Raw genomic sequence first — 25,143 nt, forward strand, 5'->3', positions numbered from 1 at the left:
TATAGAGAGAAAATTAGTATCTATATACTTGGTTCAAATTTCTTGTATTTAAGAGCGAAATCATCATCTTCAAACTGCTCATAATTTTTGATAAAACTCTTAATTAGAGATTTATATTGTTTCTTGTATGAAGATTGATCTTCCCATATATTTTTTAAATGCATAACTTCATCATTATCATAAATAGAAGTCAAAGCTTTAAAGTTAAAATACTTTTGTCGTTCAAACTTAAAACTGACATTTTCTGGCTCCGTCAAAAGATAGTTTACAATCATTTTTGTTTCTTCGACAGGCACTCGTCTACCAGTTTTATAATCACCATCAATCCAACCAACATTAATCATATATATTTTGGCATCACTATGCTTCAAACGTTGACGTAGGATATTGGCATAACGAGTTGGCTTAAGTAATAAAAATGGTTGCGCATAACAACAAGAAAATTCTGGCTTAGGTTCAGTAACTCCAGCCTCAATGCCTGTAGAGGTACATGTATAACCTGATAAGAAATAATAAATTGCCTGACCTTTACTTAGTTTAGCTACGCGAGGCAGAACTCCTTTAGCATCTTTTACAAGAAAAATTATTTTACTTGGATCATTTGTATTTACTATATTTTCAAAATTTTCTCTCGGGAAAGTTACGTATGTGTTACTTTGTGACTTTGATTTCTCTCCAAAAATAATATTTTGACTGTCATCAAAATTAGGATTTTCAATTAATAAGTTACCTTGAAGAGCTTTCTTTATACGTCCATCATTTTTCTTAAAACTTGCTGATTTAATAGTTAAGCCAGACTCTAAACTATATATTCCTCGCATTTCAGTCCATGCTATAGCTTCATTAGCTACTAGTTTTTTATTATTATCTAGTGCCAAAGTTGTCTTACCACTCCCTGATAATCCAAAAAACATAGAGCTATTAGCTTCGTCATCAACACCAACTGCACAATAAAAAACACCAATATTATTCAAGGACAAATAATAACTCATAACAGATAACAACACCTTGTTAATCTCTGCCAAATACAACGTCCCAACAAGTATGCTTTCACGTTGTTTCAGATTTGTAGCGATAATTTTAGGTGAGTTTAAACCTATCTCAACATAATCACTAATCTCTGTCTCTGGAGAGTGCATAATTACCCATTGAGGCTCAAACTCATCTAATTGTTGCTGATTAGGAGCTATTGATATTAACTTAAAGAAATATGCTGCAGATGCTTGAGTTGTTATCAAACGAACAGCAATTGTATTTTTTTCATCATGGTTGTAATAACCTTCTACAACAAAAATGTCTTTCGTTGAAACATCCTCGTGAAACTTCTGTTTTATTAACTTCCAACTTTTTCTTTTTAATCTTTTATTATCAGATCCATTCTCGTTCCACCATATATTCTTTTTAGCATACTTGGTCTCAACGATATACTTATCATCAGGAAGTCTGCCCTTAACATCTCCACTGTCAACGACTAGAGTTTTGCCTTCGCAGCCAACAAAACCACTATTCTCTTTGGCATGTTGAGCTAATTCATCTAGTGATAAATTTCTGTGTACTTCCTTGATTGTATATAAGTATTTATTATCGTCTATGGTTGAAGGATCCATAATGAAAGTTCCTATGTTGCGAAGCATTTAGATTTTAACTGCAAATTATATCCAGTATATACTTTTTTTTCACAAAAATATGTTATTGTTTTTGTAATAAAGTAAACTATTACTTAAATTTACTAAGTAAATAATTTCTTTGACAAAATGAATAATGAAACTAAAGCAAATAAAACTAATTTTATCAAAAATATAATCAAAAAAGATATTGGAACAAAGAGAGTCTCTAGTGTTCTAACACGCTTTCCTCCTGAGCCAAATGGTTATCTTCATATTGGACATGCAAAATCTATATGCTTGAACTTCGGTGTAGCTGAGGAGTTTGAAGGTAAATGTAACCTAAGATTTGATGATACTAATCCTGATAAAGAAGATATTGAATATATTAATGCAATAAGAGATGATGTAGAGTGGCTAGGTTTCAAATGGCAAAATGAGCCTCGTTTCGCTTCAGAATACTTCGATAGAATGTATGAATTAGCTGTGCTACTCATAAAAAAAGGTAAAGCATATATCTGCGACCTATCAGCAGAAGAAGTACGTGAATATCGAGGCACACTAAAAGAAGCTGGTAAAAATAGTCCATATAGAGAACGTAGTGTAGATGAGAATCTCAAGCTTTTTGAAGCAATGAAAAATGGTGAATTTGCTGAAGGAAGTAAAACACTGCGTGCTAAGATAGATATGGCTTCTGGTAATATCAATCTTAGAGACCCTGCTCTATATAGAATAAAATTCTCACACCATCCAAAAACTGGAAATAAATGGTGTATATATCCAATGTATGCGTTTGCTCACCCACTGGAAGATGCCATAGAAGGTATTACTCACTCTCTGTGTACTTTAGAGTTTCAAGATCAAAGACCTTTTTATGACTGGGTTATCGAAGAAACTGAATTTCAACAAAGGCCTCAGCAAATAGAATTTTCAAGGCTAAACTTAAACTACACTATAACAAGTAAGAGAAAACTAAAATATCTTGTAGATAGCAATCTTGTCAATGATTGGGATGATCCACGTATGCCAACAATCAAAGGTTTTAGACGCAGAGGTTATACTCCAGAATCTATCCGTAATTTTTGTGACATGATAGGGATATCTAAGCAAGATTCAATAATAGATATATCTGTTTTAGAAGAATCTATTAGAAATGACCTTAACAAAAATGCTCTAAGAAAAAATGCAGTTTTAGATCCTATAAAAGTGAGTATCCAAGACATGCCTCTTCATGAGTTAAATGTACCAAACCATCCACAAGACCCTGAGTTTGGTCGTCGAGATATAACTATATCTTCTGATATTTATATCGAAAGAGAAGACTTTGTCTTTGAACTAGAAAAAGGTATGAAAAAACTTAGCCCAAACGGTAGGGTACGACTTCTAAATGCTTATGTAATTGAATGTAAGGAAGTTGTAACTAATGATGAAGGTAAAGTTACAGAACTGGTATGTTCTTATTTACCCGAAACTTTAGGCGGTAAAAAACCTGATGATGGTGTAAAACCAAATGGTATTGTTCACTGGGTTGATGCAAACAATTGTATTGATGCTGAAGTCAGAGTATATGACAGACTATTTAATCACGAGAACCCTGCAAGCTTCGATAACGTTGAAGATGTACTAAACCCTGATTCTCTAAAGATTATTAAAAATGCTAAAGTAGAAAAATCTCTAGAAAATATAAGACCTGAGCAACACTTTCAATTTAACAGAATTGGCTACTTCATATCTGACTCAAAAGATTGTAGTCATGAAAATTTAGTATTTAACAGAACTGTTACTCTTAGAAATACTTGGGAAACTAAATAAACTTAAACCATTTCTTCTTAAACCATGCTATGTAGCGTTCCTATTAACATATTTCCTAACCAAAACAATAAACAAAGAAGTTAATACAGCAATTACAACAAAAGTATCTAATGCATCTGAAATATTTGCTTTAGCAAGAACTACATTACTCTCTGGAACATAGAAATAGCTAGATAAGAGTCCACCTAACTTACCTCCAATACCTAATGTAATGAGCCATATCCCCATATATAAAGCAACAAAGCCTTTAGGTGCAATTTTAGTCACCAATGATAAACCTATCGCAGAAATACATAACTCAGATATTCCTATGAAAAAATAGCCAATAATAAATGCAAATGGAGATACTTTATCTACTCACGGAGTAGCATAGATAAAAATTTCTATTATAAGAAAACTTAAAATCATTATCACAAATGCCATATTAAACTTATCTATATCATTAGTCATAAGGTTTCTACGACCGAGATATATCCAGAGTTTACCCATAACAACAGCAAATAACAAAATTGTTACCGAAACCACACTTAATATCTGACTGGAATTCAATAAGTATTGTTTAACCGTATACTCAGTAAATAGTAGTAAGCTTATAAACATCTGAAAATATAAAGCCCAGTAAATAATAGACAATCCGAAGAATATCATTGCTACAAAGACCTTGGTAAAACTACTCTTACGAACAGATATAAATAAGATAATTAGAGAAACGAATAAGGACCCTAATACAGAAAAGTTTGCAACTTCAGGAAACTGAAATATAAAAAATAATAAAGTTATATATACAAATAAAATTACAGTAACTTTTAAAATAACTGTCAGATTAATTGTGACATCTAGTAAATGTTTATCTATTATTTTATAGCCTACTGATAATAAAATAAGCATTCCAAAACTTACCACTAAACTACTGTAGAATGCTGCATCATAACCAAAATGATCTTTAAGAGACATCGCTAAGACTAATCCTAAAAAACCACCCAGATTAATCCCCATATAAAATACATTAAAACCAAAATCCCTTCTAGTATGATCGTAAGATGAACGATCATAAAATCTTCCAATAAATGCCGCCATATTAGATTTTATTAAGCCACTACTTATACATACCAAACTTAATCCTAGATATAGTGCAGCCTGACTTACTGTTGATGCTAAAAGAAAGAATCCTACTAACATAAGAAAGGAGCCGAGTAACCCCGACCTATAATACCCCAACAAACTTTCTGCAATATAGCCACCAACAATAGCTGAAATATAAATCATAGCCAATGTTGTTCCTACTAATGAGGCAGAAACCTCTTGAGAGATATTAAATTTTTCAATAAGAAAAAATATTAATAATGATTGAACCACATAATAACCATACCTTTCAGCAAACTCTGCCAAAGCGGTCAATGTTAAAACTTTTTTTTCTTCTGCAGCGTCATGAATATCGCGCTTATAAGTCCTCATGAAGTATTTGTTCTAAAATTAGCTATAATACAATGATAGCATATCAAGTATCATTAAGTTAAAATTAGAAATCAAAATATGAGTAAATTAATACTATAAAAGCTACTCTAGCTCTAAAAGCTCTTCCCATAAAAGATACTTACCTTCAAGATCAGTATTTAAAGTATCAAGTTTTTGCTGAATTTCATTTTGTTGTTCTTGTGACTTTTGATAAAAATCCAACTCTCCCATTTGCTGTTGAATCAAAGTAATATTTGCTTCTAGTTTTTCTATTTGACTTGGTAAATTACGTAGCTGTTTTTTTTGCTCATAAGTTAATTTATTTTTTGACTGTGGAGCTTTGTTTGTCTCTTTGACTGGCTGCACAAGTTGCTTTCGTTGTGCTACCCAACTATCATAGCCACCAATATATTCTTGCAAATTACCATTCTCAAAAACTATAGTACTAGTTGCAACATTATTTATAAACTCTCTATCATGACTGACAATAATTACAGTTCCTTGATAGCTTATAAGCATTTCTTCAAGAATCTCTAAAGTTTCAATATCTAAATCATTGGTTGGCTCATCAAGTATAATAACATTACTAGGCTTTGATAAAATCTTAGCTAACAATAATCTATTTTTTTCGCCGCCTGATAAGTGTGTAATGGGAGAGTGTAATCTCTCTGGAGTAAACAAAAACTTTTGTAAATATGTAATTACGTGAGTTTCCTTACCATCTATATTAATAAAATCAGAACCTTCTTTAACGTTGTCAATTATACTCAAAGACTCATCTAGCTGATCCCTTAACTGATCAAAATATGCAATTTTAATATTATCAGCTAAAGTTACTGTACCTTGCGTAGGTTTATCCAATCCGAGCAGCGAATTTAATAGGGTTGTTTTACCACAACCATTTTGACCAATAATTGCAATCTTATCACCCTTTTGAATTTCAGTGGAGAAATCTTTAAATAAAAAGTCACCTTCATACTCAAAGCCAATATTGTCAGCTTGAATAACCTTTTTGGAAGATTTATTAGCTTGAGCCACTTTGATATCAGCTTTTCCAACATTTTCTCTACGTTGCTGTCTGTCACGACGCATTTGCTCTAGTGCTCTAACACGCCCTTCATTTCTAGTGCGTCTAGCTTTGATACCTTGACGAATCCAAGCTTCTTCTTGAGCTAACTTTTTATCAAACTCACTATTTGCTTTGTCTTGAGCATCTAGGATTTGCTCTTTCTTTTCAAGAAACTTTGTATAGTTACCATCAAATGAATATAAATGTCCCCTATCAAGTTCTATAATACTTTTAGCAACATTGTTTAGAAACTTCCTGTCATGCGTAATAAAAAGTATCGCGCCAGCAAAGCCCGACAAAAATTCTTCAAGCCAACTAATAGAGTCAATATCCAAGTGATTTGTTGGCTCATCTAAAAGAAGTAAGTCTGGTTTTTTTATCAAAGCTCTTGCTAGAATAACTCTTCTTTTCATCCCCCCAGATAGATCTTTAAAAGAGGCTACTGAATCAAGATTAAGTTTAGAAGCCAAAACTTCAACATCATTTAAGTATGACCATCCATGCTTTTCATCAATATAGCTATGTAAATTTTCAACTTTAGTAGATTCAGGATCTAAAACTAAAGTCTGCTGATATGCTATCAAATGCTCACCAAGCTCTCCTAAGCCTTGTAATATAACTTCTGAAACACTTCCTCTGATATCACTAGGAACTTCTTGTATCATACTAGCAACAATAGCATTATTATGAACTATTATCTCACCACCATCTGGAATAACATTACCTTCAATAATTTTAAGTAGTGATGATTTGCCTGTACCATTTCGTCCAATTAAACAGATTCTTTGTCCTTTTGTAACTTCTAAATTAACCTTATCAAGGACTATTTGAGTGCCGAAGTTTAAACTTACATTTTTAAGAGAGATTAGCTGCATTTAAGAAAAATAATCAAATTTAATTAATGCTGATTATTGTACCCTTTCACGCAAGATTTTGATAGAAAAGACAAAGATAATAGCAGCAATAAAATACATAAAGCCAGCAAATGTAATAGGTGAACTTGGCGATATTGAAGATAGGTGTCCCATCATAATATCATTTAAAAACCATGCAAGACCAAAACCTGCACCAGCTGCCCCCATAGCTTTACCTTGCTCTTTATCAGATACTGACCCTGAAATCATTGAGAGAAGAGCTGTATAACATATAAGTTGAGAAGCCGATAAAACTATTGTCAACATCCATTGTGCAATTTCATTAAAGATAATTGATACCAGAATGAATCCGATACCACAAACAACGGCAGCTCTCACAAAAGCTACTTGATTTGATACTTTTGCAAAAATTTTGGGCTGTATCAAAATACTCGCTAACGCTGTAGCTAACCCCATCACTGCATAAAATGCTCCTGTCATAGAAACATTATAACCATATGTTAGGTTTAAGAATAGAGCTACTCCCTGCGCATAAAAACCCCAAGCACACTGAATAAGAAGATATACAACTCCAACTAATCTCACACGTTTATCTGATAGTAGAAAAGATATAGTTTTATAGATCGTACCCAACTGAATAACCAAACCTGGATTTTTTGGTAGATCTCTCTTCATGATAATAACTATAAATGTGATATTTACTAATGCTAAGACAGCAGCAAATACGAATGGTATTGTATGGCTTACTTCCATCACTGATACAAAACTAGTAATTACTGGACCAACAACAAAGCCTAAAGATGCCGCCATAGTTATGTAACCCAGATTTCGTGATCTATCCTCCTCCGTGGATACATCAATAACCGCAGCTTGAGCGATTTCAAAAGCTCCACCAGCTAAGCCACAAACAAATCTACTAGCTACAAATAATAAGTAATCATGTGAATATATCGCATACGCTGATAAAAGATAAGAAACACAAGTTGTTGATAAAGCCACAACTAATATTACCTTACGTCCATATTTATCGGACAACTCACCTATTATTGGGCAACCAATCATCAGTCCCAGTGGCCAACAAGCCAAAGCTATAGAGTAATACCAGTTTTGAAAATTACCACCTGGATCACCAAATGTGACACAAGATTGACCAAAGAATAGCGAAGGCATAATTGGAAAAACAAGTCCTGCTCCCATAATATCTATAATAATTGTCGTGATAAGTATGGGAATTAAAATATTTTTAGAGTGTAAGTTCATAACTTCTATAACCTCGTAACAAGTACAAATAAAAGATTTTTTAATAAGAAAATTTAAGCGTATATACTACCGTAACAAGCTTAGTTTATCAATGTTTAGAGATTTGCAAAATATAGTTATATTCTAAAGAAAGCTTTTTCAACGCATTAAGGAACATCTTTATATAAAATATAAAACTCTCATCCTTATCGTTCAAAACTTTAACATCTTTTAATAAAGGTAAAATATGTCTTTCAAAACGCAATAACTCCTTATAACTTATGCGCTTACGTTTCTTAATATCTTCTGACACATCAGTTAATGATTTCATAATATAACTCTTAAATTCTATAAAAGCTGGCTCCTTATCAAGATCTGCAATGGTTTGAGGATCAAAAGAAAACTCTATGTATTCATACATAACGATCATATATCTGTATAGCCTACGAATATATAAACTCATCTTTTCAAACTCATGCACTTTTTTTGCAGATTTTTCATACTTCAGCTCTTTAATAAGAGTAAGGTGTTTTGCAAATTCATGAAATATACTAACTCTAAGCTTTTTATGAGAATGATTACGCTCAATAAACAGAATATCAAAAAAATCATGGATTTCTGAAATTGTTTTAATATAGCTTTCTTTAAGCCTTGTTTCTGCTCTAATTGGAAATATAAACCTATTTACAAATAATGAGATCGCTATACCCAAAGATATTTCAATAGCTCTATAGATAGCAACTTGAACACCCGGCTGTTTATTTAGAATAATAATTATAAGAGTAATTCCTGCTAATGTACCAGCATAGCTATATTTAGAAGCTCCTGCAAAGTAAACAGCTAAAAATATAAATGGTAGAATTAACACTACTTGTAAAATATGATTTTGGACTGAAGCTATAATAACTAAAGCCACTAAGGCTCCAGCGACTGTCCCCAAAAACCTCATTAGTGCCTTATCTAGAGCTCCTCCTAAGTTAGGCTGAGTAGACATCACAACTACTACTGTAATTGTCATCCATAGATACATTTGCTCTATATTAAAAAAATTTCCTAACAGAAGACCTAGTGTATAAGCAATCGCAACAGCTATTGTAGCTTTAAGAGCGTTTATCGCTGCATACTTATTACTATTTAAAAAAGCAAATTGCATTTAAATACCTTTAGTTTATAAATTAACTACTCAGTACTAGCTCTAAAAGATAACAAATCTACCTGAAATAAATACTCCTTCGTACTGTTATCACAGGCTTCTCTGCCTTACTGCTTCATATAATGCCACACCTGTAGCAACAGAAACATTTAAGCTAGAAACTTCTCCTAACATTGGTAGTTTAGCAAGAAAATCACAACTAGCCTTTGTGCGCTGACGCATACCACTACCTTCTGCACCTGCAACTATTGCTACAGAATCTGCCAAGTTCATTGAATATAAGCTATCATCTGCCTCGCCTGCTAAACCAATAATCCATACTCCTAATTGTTTGAGTTTCTCGATTGCTCTAGCAAGGTTAGTAACAACTACAATCTTTGTATGCTCTGCAGCACCGCAAGCAACTTTTTTGACCGTTGCATTGACTGGTGCGCTATTATCTTTAGGGATAATTATAAAATCAATACCTGCTGAATATGCACTACGTATACACGCACCAAAATTATGAGGATCTTGGACATTATCTAATACTAAAATAAAAGCATTTTTATCCTGAGGAATTAAATTTTCAATATCATTCTCGGAGTATGTTTTAAAATCATTTATCTCTATCGCAAAGATATTTTGATGATTTGCATCTTTTCTGACTCGTCCTCGAAGTTGCTTAAAACTATCAATAAAAGTAACTTTTAATCCTTTTGACTCAGCTTTAGCGATAATACTTTCAATCTTTTGATTAGCATTTGACTTCTTAAATACCAATATTTCTTTTGCTTGATTAGCTTCTACCAAACTATCAACTGCATGAATACCATATATTAAACTACTCATTTAGTCTCCAAAAGCTTGACTAGCTTTTCTCTTAACCCATCAAATGAGCCATTACTCATCATCACAAGCTGGATATTCCTATCTCGGTACTTAGTTAATAACTCATCTACACAATCAACAAAATCATCAACACTAACTATAAAATCAACATTATTACTATTCTTGAGAACTTCTTTAGCATCCCATTTTAGTAAACTATGATTATACAACAACACTCTATCAGCTTCTATAATTGACATCGGCAAATTATCTTTATTATCGCCTTGGCGCATTGTGTTTGAACGTGGATCTATAAGAGCTATTACATAAGCATCTTTAGCTTTATTACGCACAGCTTCTAAAGTTAACTTAATAGAAGTTGGATGATGAGCAAAATCATCATACAAAGTAACATTATCCTGATGAGATAATACTTCCAAACGTCTTTTAACTCCTTTAAAGCTTTCTAAAGCAGCTTTTATCACTTCATCAGATATATTTAGTTGTTTTGCTACCGCATAGGCACTCATTGCATTAAGCGCATTATGCTCACCAATTAAGTCCCAAGATATTTCGACATTACTATCATTGAAATCACATAGTTCAAATCTTGAATAATCTGCTATATGTTTAGCTATTTTGATTCCATTATCAGAATTTACTCTGACTACTTCTGACCAACATCCCATTGATATTATCTTTTGAAGATTCTCATCTTTGTCATTACAAATAATCTTTGCTGTTGATGGCATTTTTCTGAGTAATTGATGGAATTGCCAAAATATTGCATCAATATCTTTAAAAATATCAGCGTGATCAAACTCAATATTATTAATCACAAAAATACTTGGATCATAATGAATCAATTTTGAGCGTTTATCAAAAAAAGCCGTATCATATTCATCAGCCTCGATAACAAAATATTCTGAGTCTGTATAACGCGATGAAACTCCAAAATCACTACTAACCCCTCCAACCAAAAAACTAGGATTTAAGCCAGCTTGCTCTAGTATTTTGATAGTCATTGTTGTAGTTGTAGTTTTGCCATGTGTACCAGCTATTGCAATAACTTTTTTATACTTAAGAATATTCTGATATAGCCATTGTGGCCCTGAAAAATAATTTAGCTTTTCTGCGAGAATTTTTTCTACTATTGGCATACCTCTTTTCATAATATTACCAATAATAATTTCATCAGGATTTGTATCTAGTTGATCACAATCAAATCCTTGTAGTATCTCTATACCTTGAGATTCAAGATAAGTACTCATTGGTGGGTATACATTAAGGTCCGAACCTGTTACTTTATACCCCTTTTGTTTGGCTAATACCGCTAAGGAGCCCATAAAAGTACCGCAGATACCTAAAATATGAATATGTTTTGACATTAATTTTTTTTTTGAAACTAACTAATAAAGTAGTTAAATTATATCAGCTTATTAAGTTTAAATATATTAATAGATCTTTTATCTTAAACTATAATTACTTGGTATTCCCAAAGTTATTATCTATAATTTATAACAAGTTTGAATATGTTAGGACATAATATATGTTTATAGAGTTTGCCCTTAAGAATCAGGTACTTAAATTTGGTGAATTCACCCTTAAATCAGGACGTATTAGCCCATATTTCTTCAATGCTGGATTATTTAACACAGGTGATCAACTTGCCACACTTGCCGATTATTACGCTCAATTGATTATCAAAAGCGATGTGAAGTACGATATCCTTTTTGGTCCAGCATATAAAGGAATCCCTCTAGTTGCAGCTATTTCTACTGTACTAGCGCTGAAATACAACATAGATATGTCTTACGCTTTTGATCGTAAAGAAGCGAAAGATCATGGCGAAGGTGGGGTATTTGTTGGTGCCGATATGACTAATAAAAAAGTATTGCTCATAGATGATGTGATGACTGCAGGTACAGCATTTTATGAATCATACAACAAGCTAAAAACTATTAATGCTGAAATAGCTGGTGTTGTACTGTCTATAGATCGTCAAGAAAAAGCTAAGGATAGCGATATTTCAGCAACTAAGAAAATATCTCAAGATTTCAATATTCCTGTTCTAGCAGTAACTAACTTTGAAAGTATTTTTGAGTATGTCAAAGAAAATCTTGATGAAACAATAATCGAAAAATTTAAACAATACCGTCAAAAATATGGCTCATAACAAAGATATTTATCTAATTTCAGATCTTCATTTAAATGCTAACCATGCTGAGATGGCCGATCTTTTTAAAAGGTTTTTAGATAGTATTACATCTACACAAAACCAGCTTTTTATTCTTGGTGACTTTTTTGATTATTGGATCGGTGATAACCATAGAGATGACTTTTATCATAAAATCACAAATTGGCTAAAAGAAGCTTCAGATCAAGGTTTAGAAATATTTTTCATGTATGGAAATCGTGATTTCTTGATTGGTAGAAAATTTGCTAAACAAAGTGGCGTGACTCTTATTAAAGATCCGTATTATATAGATATATCTAATCAAAAAATACTCTTCTCGCACGGAGATCTATTTTGTACAGATGATAAGAGTTACCAAACTTATAGAAAATGGATTGCATATAATCCTATTCTAAGATTTATTTTTAGAAGATTACCTTTATTCATAAGAGAATATACAGCAAGAAATGTGCGAAAAGCAAGCTATGTAAAAAATCGTAAAAATCCGAATGTTGATGTAACGACCAAAGGTATCGAAAAATATCGTAACAACTGTGATATTATCATTCATGGTCATACGCACAAAATGGCTATACATATAGCGAATAACTATACTAGATATGTACTTGGCGACTGGTTCAAAGATGGTAACTATATAAAAATCTCAAATAATGGTGAAATCATTCAAGTTACTACATTAAATGGATACTAATTTAACCTCAGTGCCGAATTAAAAAAGTTACTTTTATTCAAAAGCTTTTGTGTAAACCTCACAAAGCTCATCCATAGATTTATTTATTACTACTTTATATTGTTCTTTATCTAGTAGCTTCTGTAACGCCGGAGTAGCTGGGACTTGTATGTCTAATACTGGCTCAATTACACTTTCAAACTTAGCAGGGTGAGCTGTTGCTACAATTATATAATCTTTATTTGCATCTAGCTGATTTTTAGCTACAAAGCCTGTTGCAGTATGTGGACAGACTACTTCATTATACTGACGATAAACTTGCTTAATTTCTTCTATGATTTCAAAATCAGAAACACATATAGCTTTAACATTTGCTTTGAAATTCTCATAACCGCCTAACAGATATAAAAGTCTTTCAAAATTACTAGGATTACCAACATCCATTGCATTAGCCAGTGTCTCAACACTTGCTCTTGGGTTAAATTCTCCAGTATTTAAATAATCTATAACTGTATCATTTGCATTTAGACTCATAGATATCTCACCGATTGGGAAGCCCATTTGTTTAGCCCAAAATGCTGCTGTGATATTACCAATATTACCAGATGGAACTATGTAGTTTGCTTTCTCTCCAGTCTGTAAATAATGCTGCCACGATGTGTGAGCATAGTAAGTAGATTGTGGTAATAATCTACCAATATTAATACTATTAGATGTATTTAGTTTTGTTCTTTCTGTCCACCAAGGTGTCTTAAAAGCTTCTTTAACTAAACTTTGACAATCATCAAAAACTCCTTCAACTTCAACAGCTTGGATATTATCGCCCCAGCAAGTTATTTGTTTTTCTTGTCTTTTAGAGATTTTACCCTTAGGGAACATCACTATAACACGAATATTACCCTTACCGTGAAAAGCTGCCGCTACTGCAGAACCTGTATCGCCAGAAGTTGCTACTAAAATTGTAAATGGCTTCTCACTATCGATAGAGCTTAGACAATTTGCTAAAAATCTCGCACCAAAATCCTTAAAAGATAAAGTTGGTCCGTGAAAAAGCTCTAAAACAGATGTCGTTTTATCCAAGCGCTTAACTGGCACATCAAAAGTAAAAGCATTATTACAAATCTTATCTAAAGAAGCTGCAAGCTGATCTCCTTTAAAGAACTCTCTCAAAGTATTTGCAGCAAATTCAGCATAGCTGATATCTTTGGTAAAACTCTGCCAATCAACCTTTGGAAATCTCTCAGGTACAAATAATCCTCCATCTGGAGCTAATCCAGACTGCATTGCCTCACTTAATGAAACTTTGATATTTTTATCTCTTGTACTAATAAAATTCATGTCTTACCTTTATTATTTTTTCTCTAATATATATGCACCTTTGCCACTCATAGCACTTATCCAGCTATCTGACTTAAGGTTAAATTCTTTAAATTTATCCTGCATTGCTTTAGCAACAACATTCGCATCATCTTGTTTCTTTACAAGTGCAAACATTGTTGGTCCTGATCCTGATATACCACAAGCTATCGCGCCTGCATCATAAGCAGCTTTCTGTACATCATAAAATCCTATGATTAATTTAGATCTTCTTGGTTCAATCAATATATCTTTTAGACTTTCACTCAACAATTCAATATCTTGTGTGTATAAAGCACTTATTGTAGCTGCTAAGCATGCACTATGTTCAACTATTGTAGATAAATCATAAGGCTCTTTCAAAAGCTCACGTGCTTTTTTTGTCTCAATTGAAAGATCTGGACAAACTATAACTACATTACAATCAACTATTGGTAAATCTATTTTTTTACATGGTTTTGAACTTTGTAATAGTACCAGTCCACCAAACATACACGGAACTGCATTATCACCATGAAATGATCCTGATATCAAACTCTCACCATAGATAGCATAGTCAATCAAATCATCATAGCTATACGGTGTTTCAAAAAAAGCATTCATCGCGACTAGAGCTGCAACAGAAGAAGCTGCTGAACCACCCATACCAGAGCCTAGTGTTATACCTTTTTGTATATAAACATCAAAACCTATCTTGATATTTTTATCAGCCAAAAACTTTTTGATTACGGCTGTAGCGACATTTTTATCACTGTCAAAAGGTAGTTTATCTGCGCCGGTAGCTCCACTAATTTGTTTGATAACCAACTCGGCATCATCTCTTTTGATAAGTTCTACAGTATCACCTACCCCATCGATAGCAAAACCTAGCAAATCATAACCAACTGCAAAATTTGCACTAGTTGCTGGAGCAAATGCCTTAGCTGATTTAATATTAGCTAATTTCATGACTACTTTTCTCTTATCACAGTTATAACATCAGCATATACACCTGCTGCTGTTACCTCAACACCAGCACCAGCACCTTGGATAACCATAGGTTGAGTATATCTATCTGTATTTATCATCACGATATTATCAGTACCTTTCACATTTGCAAAAGGACTAGATTCATCATAAGCTTGGATACCTACATTTGCAACACCATTAACGATAGATCCAACATAATGTACTCCAGCAAGATCTTTCTTTTTGTCTGCAATTTGTTGCATTATTTGCTCGTTAAATGCTGGAAGTTTAACAAAAAACTCTTCTACACTACATTCACGTAATTCTTCAGGTACTAAATTTTCAATAACCAAGTCATTCAGACCTATATTTAGACCTATTTCTCTAGCTAAGATCACAGTCTTTCTTGCGACATCCATACCTGATAAATCTTGTCTTGGATCTGGCTCTGTATACCCAGCATCATAAGCCATTTTAACTGCATCTGAGAAAATCACACCATTATTTAACTGAGTAAACAAATAACTTAAAGTTCCTGAGAAAATACCATTTATAGATCTAACATGATCACCACTTTGAACCATATTTTGCAATGTAACTATGAGAGGAAGGCCTGCACAAACATTTGTTTCATATAAGAAACTAGTGCCATTCTGATTAGCGACTTTTCTAAGCTCTTGATAGAATTCATAGTTCCCTGAATTTGCATACTTATTAGGAGTAATTACACTGATTCCGTTGTTTAAAAAATTAGCATAACTTTTCGAAACATCTTCACTTGCTGTAGCATCAATCACAATTTTTTTGGTAGCCGAAGCATGAGACATAAATTCAGCCAACTTCTCTAGATTAGCTTGCTCTGTATTCTCATTAAGTAGATTACCTATATTTTCAAATAATAAATTTTCATAAGAGACACGCATTTGCTTTGAGTTAGTAGCTCCTACCAATACTAAGTTAATACCTTTTGAATACCATTTTTCATAAGTTTGTTTAATTTGCTTAATAAAAGCCTTACCAATATTACCAGCACCAATTACAGCAATTGCAATATCATCACTTACAGAATTATAGTGACGATGCATAGCTTGGACACCTCTAGCTTCATCCTCAGCTTTTACTGCAAATGTAACACTTCTCTCTGAGGACCCTTGAGCAATAGCATGTATATTTATATTTGCTAACTTAAGAGAGTTTACCAACTTTGCTAACGATCCAGTCTTAGACTTCATACCTTCACCAACTGCCGTAATCAAAGCATGATGCTTATGAACAGCAATTTCTTCAATAAGATTATTCTTTATCTCATTAGCAAACTCATGTTTTAAAGTTTCGGTTGCCCTATCAGCATTGACACTATCTATAGCAAAACATATAGAATATTCAGAGCTCGCTTGAGATATCATCATTACAGATACACCTGCTTTCTCTAGTGCTCCAAAAACTTTGAACGATATACCAGAAACACCTATCATACCAGCACCTTGCACTCGTACTATCGCCACATCTGAGACACTTGTTAGGCCTTTAATAAGACCTTGGTCTTCATCCTTGTCAGCACTAATCTTAGTACCAACCTCATCTGGGGAATAACTACTTTTTATATAAATAGGTGTTCTCTCTAGAGCCATTGGGGCTATAGTTAAAGGATGTACAACAGATGCACCAAAATAAGCAAGCTCAAGAGCCTCTTTATATGTTAATTGAGTTAGAGGTTTTGCCTCTGGAACTACTTGTGGATTAGCACTGTATACACCAGCCACATCTGTCCAAATATATAGCTTATCAGCTTGTAATAGCTTTGCAAAAATAGCTGCTGAATAGTCACTACAGTTTAAGCCTAATATTGTTCTCTTACCAAGCTTATTTTGAGCAATAAAACCTGTGATAACATATACATCAGCAGGATTTTCAGATTTTATAGCCTCGATTGACTCCGGGCTTTGTTGCCAATTAACTGTAACAGGATAATTACTATCATTGACAATCAAACATTCTGAAGCATCTATAAAATACGCATTCTTATCTCTTGATTGCAAATATAACGTAAGAATTTTAGCTGACCATATTTCCCCAAAGCCCAAAATAAAGAATCTCAAACTATCAGCGCAGAACCCTGTAATTACTATAGTACTGAGAATATGCTTAATATCTCTTAAATCTTTAAGAATCGTTTCTCTTAAAGTATTATCAGCGGGAACTAAATCATGAAGTATAGAACTATGATGCTCAAAAATAAAATTAAGTGTTTCGCTATAATCTTGAGACTCAATTGCTTGATCTATAGCTTTTTGTAAATTACTAGTAGTTTTTGCTGATGCAGAAACTACCACAGCCTCATCGATACAACTAATTATATTCGAAACATTTTTTATCTTCTCTGATGTAGCTAAACTACTGCCTCCAAACTTATGTACTATCATATTCTATACTCTTACTCTTAACAAATATCAAATCGATTACTTTTGTATTATACTTAACCAATAAATTTTATCACTAATAATTATAGGGGTTTTATGCTTAAAGTTGGTTTTATTGGTTGGCGTGGTATGGTTGGCTCAGTTTTGATGTCTCGCATGGTTGAATCGAATGATTTTGATGATATATCACCAACGTTTTTTTCAACATCTCAAGCAGGACAACAGCCTTCAGGTTTTATGGAGAAGTATGGCATACTGCAAGATGCTTACAATATCGAAGAATTAGCTAAAATGGATATACTTCTAAGCTGTCAAGGTGGTGAATATACCAAAGAAATTCACTCTAAGTTAAGAGAATATGGTTGGCAAGGTTTTTGGATAGATGCTGCATCTACACTACGTCTAGAGAATGAAAGTACCCTAGTACTAGATCCGTTAAATCATGGGCAAATAATCAACGCTATTGATAGTGGTAAAAAAGACTTTATTGGTAGTAATTGCACTGTTAGTTTAATGTCTCTAGCAATCGCTGGACTACTCAAGGAAGATCTTGTTGAATGGGTTAACTCTAGTACCTACCAAGCGATATCAGGCTCTGGTGCTGCAGCAATGCAAGAACTTCTCCAACAAGCTGACCTTTTGAGTAAAGCTGATGATATAAATGCAGATATCCTAACAAGAGAAAAAACTCTAAGAGAACTATCTAAAGATTCTTCAAAAATCCCTCAACAAAAAACTGTACAAACTTTGGCTTATAATCTATTGCCTTGGATAGATGTTGGTATGCCAAGTGGACAAACAAAAGAAGAGTACAAAGCAGCCACAGAACTAAACAAAATTTTAGATACTAAAAAAGCAATCCCTGTTGATGGCGTATGTGTTAGAGTTCCTAGCCTAAGATCACACTCTCAAGCTTTGACAATCAAACTTAGACAGAAATTAACAATTGAACAAATTAAGCAGAAAATATCTCAAGGTAATGAGTGGGTTAAAGTTGTAGATAATAACAAAGAAGATACTCTTAAGCATCTAACACCTCAAGCAACTTCAGGAACTCTTGATATCGCTATAGGTCGTATCAAATCGTCTCTATTAGCTGATGATATATTTCATTGCTTCACAGTAGGAGATCAGCTACTATGGGGAGCTGCAGAACCGCTAAGAAGAGTTTTAAATATTATTAAAAATAAAATCTAAGATAAAAAATATTAGAAAGTTTAGAAGATAATTATCAATCCTTTTAGGCTACTCCCAAACATAACCTTTTGGCAAATCACAAGATACACCTTTTTGACTTAGCATCATGGTTTTCATATTTGTAATAGGACAACTACAAGTCGCATATTCTTTTGAACCTTTTTCATATTTGCATGGTTGAGTCATACAACCTGCTACATCAATATTTTGACATTTAACTCCTTCACCTGGTTTTGCGATATCATAGTCCTTATTCATATCAAAACCATAAGTTGAAATTAAATCAGCACCTGGGATAAAAGATACATTATCATCTTGAGTATTTTGATCAGCTATATATTTACATACTGGAGCTTCTACTCCTTTACAATCACCACTACCATCCGGTAGACAAGTAGAAAGGTTTTTACACTTTGAACCATCTTTACCACAAACTGCTACTGTCTCATAATAAACGCCTAAGTTCATAATTCCATCAATATTGACATAATTAGGACCTGTGAAAACTTTACATCTACAATTAGCTGTTTTCCCATCTTCGCTTACTTTACATGGCATAGCTTGATTGTTTGGATTTATACCTGTTGCTTCTGGAGAGCCTGAGTAGTGACAATTTGCATAAGTAGCTTTTGCACAATATAGTTGTTTAGTTGCACTAGTTGCTCCACCACCAGACCAAGCTGAGCCATATTCAGTAGGCTTACATAAGGTCGGATAAAAAGGCATATTACTACAGTTATCGCCACAAAATGGTCTTACAGAATCACAAAGTACATTTGACTCCATTACTGGATACTTTATGATATCTTTACCAAAAGATACGCTTACAAGTAATACAAAAACTAATATGGCAAAAAGTCTTTTCATAATGTCCCTTATAAGTTTTCCTTAACAAATTTGACAACTTCTTCCATCTTAAAGCTTCTAGCTCCTTTAACAGTAAGTTTAGTATTTTGAGATTTATACCCATCAAGTACTTTTAATAGATCATTATTTAACTGTTGTTTATCATCATAATATTTAACATTTGAACCTTTATACTCTTCTAAAGCAAACTTTATTAAATTTTTTTCGCCAAATAAAAATATATTATCCAAGCCAGCCTTATTGAGCCATTGTCCCATTTTACGATGATAATTCTCGCCCTCATCACCTAATTCTCTCATTGAAGTAATTGCTATAACTTTTTTACCATCAAATTCAGCTAAATCTGCTATAGCAGCTTGGACAGCACCAGCACTAGCATTATATGTATCGTCTACAAGAGTTAACTTATCATTTAGTTTTTCGGTTGAGAATCTGCCTTTATAGTTTTTGATATTTTGCGTATTTTGTAAGAAATCATTAGGTTCTAGTCCTGCAGCAACCACACTTGCTATCGCAAGCATACTATTAGACAAATTATGTTTACCTATGTTTGGTAACTGATAGCTATATTCTTTGTCAAAGATTCTAATCCTAACATCGTATAACTCTGGTGTAATCTGATAATCTAAAATGATGATATCTGCACCTTGATTACTCATTGAGCAAGTAATTTTGTTACAGTCTAATTTATCTGCATAAGCTGGTATTCTTTCATCATCAAGATTTACAATACAAAAGCCGTCTTTGGGTAAAGCTTTAAGAAGCTCTCCTTTCTCTATCATTACACCATCTAGTGTTTTAAGATTCTCTAAATGACTAGCGCCAACATTTGTAATCATCGCAACATTAGGCTGGATAATTTCAGCAGCAGCTTTTATCTCACCTGCAACGCTTGTACCAGTTTCAATCACGGCAAAATCAACATCTTGTGGAGTTTCTAAAACTGTCATAGGCACACCAAGATAGTTGTTGAAATTACCTTGTGTAAAATGTACTTTTTTACCACCAAGTAAAGTCACAATCATTTCTTTAACCGTTGTTTTACCACAACTACCTGTTAAGGAGATAATAGGCATTTTCAGAGACTTACGATACTCTTTTGCCAATGCTCGTAATCCCTTAATAGTATTACCACAAACTACTTGTGGAATATTTATATCTTGTTTTTTTGATACTAATAAAGCTTTTGCACCATTACTAATAGCACTTGGAATAAACTCATGCCCATCACGATTAGCTACAATCGCGAGAAATAAAGCATCTTGTTTAATTTCATTAGAGTTAATGCTAACAGTTTGAATTGAGACATCTTTGCCGATGTATTCTAAGCCAGCTTGTGTTGCTAATTGTTTTAATGATTTGATCATTTTCCTTTATAAACCTCTATTAAATTCCTCTTCCGATCACTGAGCGAAGTCGAAGTGTGAAGGGGAAATAGCTTTAAATAAACTATCATAGTGATAGATCATTGATCTGTCACTACAAATATTTGCTTAAACAAGCCACCCTTTCTCTACAGCTAAATCAATCTGTCCTTTTACATATTGCCATAACTCTGGAGCAATGTCTTTTAATCCTATGTTTCTACTGATAACTTTTTCTTTAGGCACTTTGCCATAAGCTACCCAACTACCACCATTATTTTGCATATTCTGCAAAACTGGGACTGCTCGCTCTATAGCTTTTGAGTATTTAGCTTCCGTTGTTTGATTATCTTCAAACTCAAGCCATAAAGCTTTATACTCATTAGCCTCATCTTCTGGTAACAATGAAAATATTTTCTCTAAAGCTTCTAGTTCTTTAGCGTTCTGGTCCTCAAGTACTGCATGATTATCAAAAGCATAAGTATCACCCGCATATATCTCAACAATATCATGGATCAATAGCATCTTAAGCACTTTTAGCATATCAAGCTCTTCACTTGCATATTCTTCTAATATAACGCCCATAAAAGCTACGTGCCAACTATGTTCTGCTGTATTCTCTCTACGATTATTATCACATTTTATCAATGCTCTACGATATACGCCTTTTAGCTTGTCTATCTCTTGGATAAAACTTATTTTCTTTTCTAAATTTGTCATTTTGCTCCACAAATATCATAAATTTCCCTTCAGAATATTGAAGGGGTAGCAACCTTTAGGTTGACGGAGTAGTGCTTTTATACTTAGCAATAACCTCGCGCTCATCAAAATACTCTTTAATACCATTTTTATCAAGATAGCACTCATGTCCTTTGCCGGCTAATAAAATAACATCATTAGCTTTTGAGTTTTCGATAGTATATTTAATAGCTTCTTCTCTACTATCAATAAAAGTATGCTTATCAGGATGACTAAAACCTTTTTTGATATCATCAAAAATACTTTCAATATTTTCAAAACGGTTATTATCTTCTGTAACGACTATTTTATTAGCATATTCCTCTGCTATTTGAGCCATTAGCGGTCTTTTGGTAGTATCTCTATTGCCACCACAGCCAAAGATACACCATAAATTATTTGGATGATAGTTTACTAGAGTTTGTAGAGCTTTTTCTAAAGCATCTGGAGTATGCGCATAATCAATTATGATTTTAGCGTCATTTGCTAGTGCAATTACTTCCATGCGCCCTTTTACAGGTTTTAATTTAGAAATATTTTCTAGAAGTTGTTCTCTAGTAGAGCTATCATCTAATGCCGCTAAGCTCAAACCTAAATTCATTAGATTAAATTCGCCAACTAAAGATGTTTGATAAGTACCCATGTACTTTTGAGAAATATATAAATCAAAGCTTGTTTGCATATTCTCTATACTCTTAGACTCTATATATATATCTGCTTTTTTTGACTTTAGGCTGACTGTTATAATCTCAATACTATACTTTAAGTTAGTATCTATGGATTCCGTGGTCGGAGCCTGACGGAATGACGATTTATTGGTATTTCCCCAAAGTTTCAGACCATATTCATCATCTATATTTATTACCGCTTTTTTAAGGCTTTTAAACTGGAACAATTTTGCTTTAGCCTCAAAATAATTATCCATAGTCTTATGATAATCGAGATGATCATGACTAAGATTACTAAACACTGCAATATCAAAATCTAAACCTTCGGTACGCTTTTGATCCAATGAATGAGAAGATACTTCCATAACAAGATTTTGATAATTCTTATAATATGAAATAGTTTGATATAAAGATAATATATCTAATGTCGTATGGGTACTCTCTTGTAGATCTGGATAAATCCCATTGCCATTTGTACCTAGTAATAATGATTTTTGACCAATTAATTTTTGCAATTGTGCAATATAACTAGAAATCGATGTTTTACCATTTGTGCCCGTTATACCAATTATATTTTGTGGCTTTTTATAATCATAAAACCATTTAACCAAAGCTGATAACTTATCTTTTAAATTTTCAACATAAAAAATATTAGGTAATTCCCCTTCAGCTATTGAAGAGGTGGCAATCGAAGATTGACGGGGTAGTTTATCACTCAAAATAAGTTTTGTACCCTTAGCTAAAACACTATCAATATATTTATTACCATCATTTGATAGACCTTTGAGAGCTATAAATGCTGATTTTGCGTCACATTTACGACTATCTAAAGATAGCGATTCAATTTCAAAATTATTTTGAGATAAGGTTTGAATATCTAGAAATTTTAATATTTGATTTATACTTTTCATTTTAATTTTCACCACATTAAAGCACTTTATGGCAAGCTTATGTCGAAGTCATTGATCCAGTGACTACAACTGTCTGAGCTTGCGAGTTTTGTAGGCACCAATGACTTACATTAAAGCGCAAACATGTGCTAAGCAGTTTTGCATACTTTTTCTGCTATTGCAAAAAGTATGTCGCTAAAACTTACATCGTAAGTTAGCGAAAGCATTTAATCAATTGTCTTTTTTAAAAGCTGGAAAACCTAATTTTTCTCTAGCACTATAATATTCTTTAGCTACTTCTAGAGCTAATTTTCTAACTCTTAGAATATAGCCTTGTCTTTCTGTCACAGATATTGCATGACGCGCATCTAATAAGTTAAAAGTATGCGAAGCTTTCAATACAAACTCATAAGCTGGAATTGGTAAATTTTTTCCTACTAGTCTATAACCTTCTTTCTCTAATAAATCAAACTGTTTGAAAAGCTCTTCAACATTAGCCTCTTCAAAGTTATAAGTCGACATTTCGATTTCATTCTGCATAAATACATCACGATAATATAAAGGACCATTTTGCGTATTAGCCCATAAGATATCATACATGCTATCAACATTTTGAATATACATAGCTAGTCGCTCAAGACCATAAGTAATCTCACCCATTACAGGCTTACACTCCAGTCCACCTACTTGTTGAAAATATGTAAACTGAGTAATCTCCATACCATTTGACCATACTTCCCAACCAAGACCCCAAGCACCTAATGTTGGTGACTCCCAGTTATCTTCAACGAAGCGAATATCATTCTCTAATGGATCTATACCTAGCTCTCTAAGTGAACCAAGATATAATTCTTGAATATCATCAGGCGATGGCTTCATCACAACTTGGTATTGGTAGTAATGTTGCGTACGGTTAGGATTCTCACCATAACGACCATCTGTAGGTCTTCTTGACGGTTGAACATACGCAGCTGTCCATGGCTCTGGACCTATCGCTCTTAGAGTTGTTGCTGGATGGAATGTTCCAGCGCCGACTTCCATATCTAGTGGCTGGATAATCGCACAACCTTTAGATGCCCAGTAATGATGTAGTTTTAAAATAATTTCTTGAAATGTAAGCATACTAATTAAAATTTTTACATAATTATAATTTTGTAAAAGATTTTATCATATTTAGATATCAATAAATATTATATAAAAGTATCAATTTTATATAATTAAGTAACTATCTTAAGTTTTTAATATACAAGTCTAGTTGATTAATCTCTTGCTTGACAGAACCATCTTCCTGATATGTACTCCAAGGATATACAACATTTTTATCAGTTTTCTCAAACTTGTTAACCTGCCAAATATTTGACTTTTTAAAAGATTCTGGTTTTCTTGGATCATTATCTCGATTAACTATCAAAGCACATATCTTTTCATAATTATTTTCTTTTGCATAGCCTATATGTTTCTGATACAGATCAAATGCAATACCTTTTCCCCAATGATCTTTCTTTATCATAATATCAGCAAAATAATACGCCTTGTCCATATTTATATCCATATCAAAAAGTGGTTTTGTTAAACCAAAACTTTTAGATATTGGACATCCTAAAGATGCTCCTAATATTTCTCCATTCTCTTCAACATAAAAAATATCAACATTAGAGCTCATTACTAAATAACTTTCAAAATAATCCTCTTCCTCTTGGATATTATATTTATATAGATAAGGAAAATATTTATATATCCTTCTAAGCTCTTTTATCTGATTAAAATATCTAAAGTCTTTTAAGCCTTTGAAATGTTTAACTTTCATAACT

At 32.9% G+C, this 25,143-nt stretch carries 19 protein-coding genes and 1 pseudogene; 4 read left to right on the forward strand and 16 right to left on the reverse strand.

Features of this window, described 5'->3' with window-relative positions:
• Positions 1-20: 20 nt before the first annotated feature.
• Positions 21-1,607 (reverse strand): phosphoenolpyruvate carboxykinase (ATP), encoded by a 1,587-nt coding sequence (locus F0R75_RS06120; RefSeq protein WP_013923549.1) that lies wholly within the window; start codon positions 1,605-1,607, stop codon positions 21-23.
• A gap of 147 nt (positions 1,608-1,754) precedes the next feature.
• Here F0R75_RS06120 and F0R75_RS06125 point away from each other — a divergent pair, with 147 nt between their 5' ends.
• Positions 1,755-3,416, forward strand: coding sequence for a glutamine--tRNA ligase/YqeY domain fusion protein (locus tag F0R75_RS06125; protein WP_149367962.1), 1,662 nt, complete (start codon positions 1,755-1,757; stop codon positions 3,414-3,416).
• Positions 3,417-3,443: 27 nt separating this feature from the next.
• Here F0R75_RS06125 and F0R75_RS06135 read toward each other — a convergent pair.
• The 6 genes and pseudogenes from F0R75_RS06135 to mpl form a co-directional block, all read right to left on the reverse strand.
• Positions 3,444-4,871, reverse strand: a pseudogene (locus F0R75_RS06135) (peptide MFS transporter).
• 102 nt (positions 4,872-4,973) lie between these two features.
• Positions 4,974-6,815 carry an ATP-binding cassette domain-containing protein gene (locus tag F0R75_RS06140; protein ID WP_149367960.1) on the reverse strand — a complete coding sequence of 614 codons (1,842 nt, stop codon included), beginning with the start codon at positions 6,813-6,815 and terminating at the stop codon, positions 4,974-4,976.
• A gap of 33 nt (positions 6,816-6,848) precedes the next feature.
• Positions 6,849-8,075, reverse strand: coding sequence for an MFS transporter (locus tag F0R75_RS06145; RefSeq protein WP_149367959.1), 1,227 nt, complete (start codon positions 8,073-8,075; stop codon positions 6,849-6,851).
• An 88-nt stretch (positions 8,076-8,163) separates the two neighbouring features.
• Positions 8,164-9,207 (reverse strand): FUSC family protein, encoded by a 1,044-nt coding sequence (locus F0R75_RS06150; protein ID WP_013923554.1) that lies wholly within the window; start codon positions 9,205-9,207, stop codon positions 8,164-8,166.
• Between the two features lie 90 nt (positions 9,208-9,297).
• Positions 9,298-10,038, reverse strand: coding sequence for a 23S rRNA (guanosine(2251)-2'-O)-methyltransferase RlmB (gene rlmB / locus F0R75_RS06155; protein WP_149377234.1), 741 nt, complete (start codon positions 10,036-10,038; stop codon positions 9,298-9,300).
• Positions 10,035-11,405 (reverse strand): UDP-N-acetylmuramate:L-alanyl-gamma-D-glutamyl-meso-diaminopimelate ligase, encoded by a 1,371-nt coding sequence (gene mpl / locus F0R75_RS06160; protein WP_149367957.1) that lies wholly within the window; start codon positions 11,403-11,405, stop codon positions 10,035-10,037. Before mpl ends, rlmB begins: the two co-directional genes overlap by 4 nt.
• A gap of 161 nt (positions 11,406-11,566) precedes the next feature.
• Here mpl and pyrE point away from each other — a divergent pair, with 161 nt between their 5' ends.
• Positions 11,567-12,193: an orotate phosphoribosyltransferase gene (pyrE, locus tag F0R75_RS06165; protein ID WP_149367956.1), complete on the forward strand. Its 627-nt coding sequence runs from the start codon at positions 11,567-11,569 to the stop codon at positions 12,191-12,193.
• Positions 12,183-12,905, forward strand: coding sequence for a UDP-2,3-diacylglucosamine diphosphatase (locus F0R75_RS06170; protein WP_149367955.1), 723 nt, complete (start codon positions 12,183-12,185; stop codon positions 12,903-12,905). The genes pyrE and F0R75_RS06170 overlap by 11 nt, the downstream gene beginning before the upstream one ends.
• A gap of 33 nt (positions 12,906-12,938) precedes the next feature.
• Here F0R75_RS06170 and thrC read toward each other — a convergent pair whose 3' ends face one another.
• The 3 genes from thrC to thrA are packed head-to-tail and all read right to left on the reverse strand — an operon-like array spanning position 12,939 to position 17,611.
• Entirely contained in the window at positions 12,939-14,222 is a 1,284-nt protein-coding gene (gene thrC, locus F0R75_RS06175; protein ID WP_149367954.1) for a threonine synthase, read from the reverse strand.
• A gap of 12 nt (positions 14,223-14,234) precedes the next feature.
• Positions 14,235-15,188: a homoserine kinase gene (locus tag F0R75_RS06180; RefSeq protein WP_035735213.1), complete on the reverse strand. Its 954-nt coding sequence runs from the start codon at positions 15,186-15,188 to the stop codon at positions 14,235-14,237.
• Positions 15,189-15,190: 2 nt separating this feature from the next.
• The gene (gene thrA / locus F0R75_RS06185) at positions 15,191-17,611 is read right to left on the reverse strand and encodes a bifunctional aspartate kinase/homoserine dehydrogenase I (protein WP_149377235.1); all 2,421 of its coding nucleotides are present in this window, start codon (positions 17,609-17,611) and stop codon (positions 15,191-15,193) included.
• A gap of 93 nt (positions 17,612-17,704) precedes the next feature.
• On the opposite strand from thrA, the gene asd reads away from it, so the two are divergent.
• The gene (gene asd, locus F0R75_RS06190) at positions 17,705-18,805 is read left to right on the forward strand and encodes an aspartate-semialdehyde dehydrogenase (RefSeq protein WP_149367952.1); all 1,101 of its coding nucleotides are present in this window, start codon (positions 17,705-17,707) and stop codon (positions 18,803-18,805) included.
• A gap of 48 nt (positions 18,806-18,853) precedes the next feature.
• On the opposite strand, the gene F0R75_RS06195 is transcribed toward asd, so the two are convergent.
• The 6 genes from F0R75_RS06195 to F0R75_RS06220 all read right to left on the reverse strand — a co-directional run bounded on the left by F0R75_RS06195 (position 18,854) and on the right by F0R75_RS06220 (position 25,139).
• A complete protein-coding gene (locus F0R75_RS06195; protein ID WP_149367951.1) occupies positions 18,854-19,672 on the reverse strand; it encodes a hypothetical protein in 819 nt (272 codons plus the stop codon).
• A gap of 8 nt (positions 19,673-19,680) precedes the next feature.
• On the reverse strand, positions 19,681-21,039 hold the full coding sequence (locus tag F0R75_RS06200; RefSeq protein WP_149367950.1) for a UDP-N-acetylmuramoyl-tripeptide--D-alanyl-D-alanine ligase: 1,359 nt from the start codon (positions 21,037-21,039) through the stop codon (positions 19,681-19,683).
• A 126-nt stretch (positions 21,040-21,165) separates the two neighbouring features.
• The gene (locus F0R75_RS06205) at positions 21,166-21,756 is read right to left on the reverse strand and encodes an HD domain-containing protein (RefSeq protein ID WP_149367949.1); all 591 of its coding nucleotides are present in this window, start codon (positions 21,754-21,756) and stop codon (positions 21,166-21,168) included.
• 55 nt (positions 21,757-21,811) lie between these two features.
• Positions 21,812-23,353, reverse strand: coding sequence for a UDP-N-acetylmuramoyl-L-alanyl-D-glutamate--2,6-diaminopimelate ligase (locus F0R75_RS06210; protein WP_149367948.1), 1,542 nt, complete (start codon positions 23,351-23,353; stop codon positions 21,812-21,814).
• Positions 23,354-23,563: 210 nt separating this feature from the next.
• Positions 23,564-24,454: a glycine--tRNA ligase subunit alpha gene (glyQ, locus tag F0R75_RS06215; RefSeq protein WP_013923567.1), complete on the reverse strand. Its 891-nt coding sequence runs from the start codon at positions 24,452-24,454 to the stop codon at positions 23,564-23,566.
• Between the two features lie 103 nt (positions 24,455-24,557).
• Positions 24,558-25,139 (reverse strand): GNAT family N-acetyltransferase, encoded by a 582-nt coding sequence (locus F0R75_RS06220; RefSeq protein ID WP_149367947.1) that lies wholly within the window; start codon positions 25,137-25,139, stop codon positions 24,558-24,560.
• Between the last annotated feature and the right edge of the window lie 4 nt (positions 25,140-25,143).

The organism is Francisella marina (assembly GCF_008369785.1).
Lineage (GTDB): Bacteria > Pseudomonadota > Gammaproteobacteria > Francisellales > Francisellaceae > Francisella > Francisella salimarina.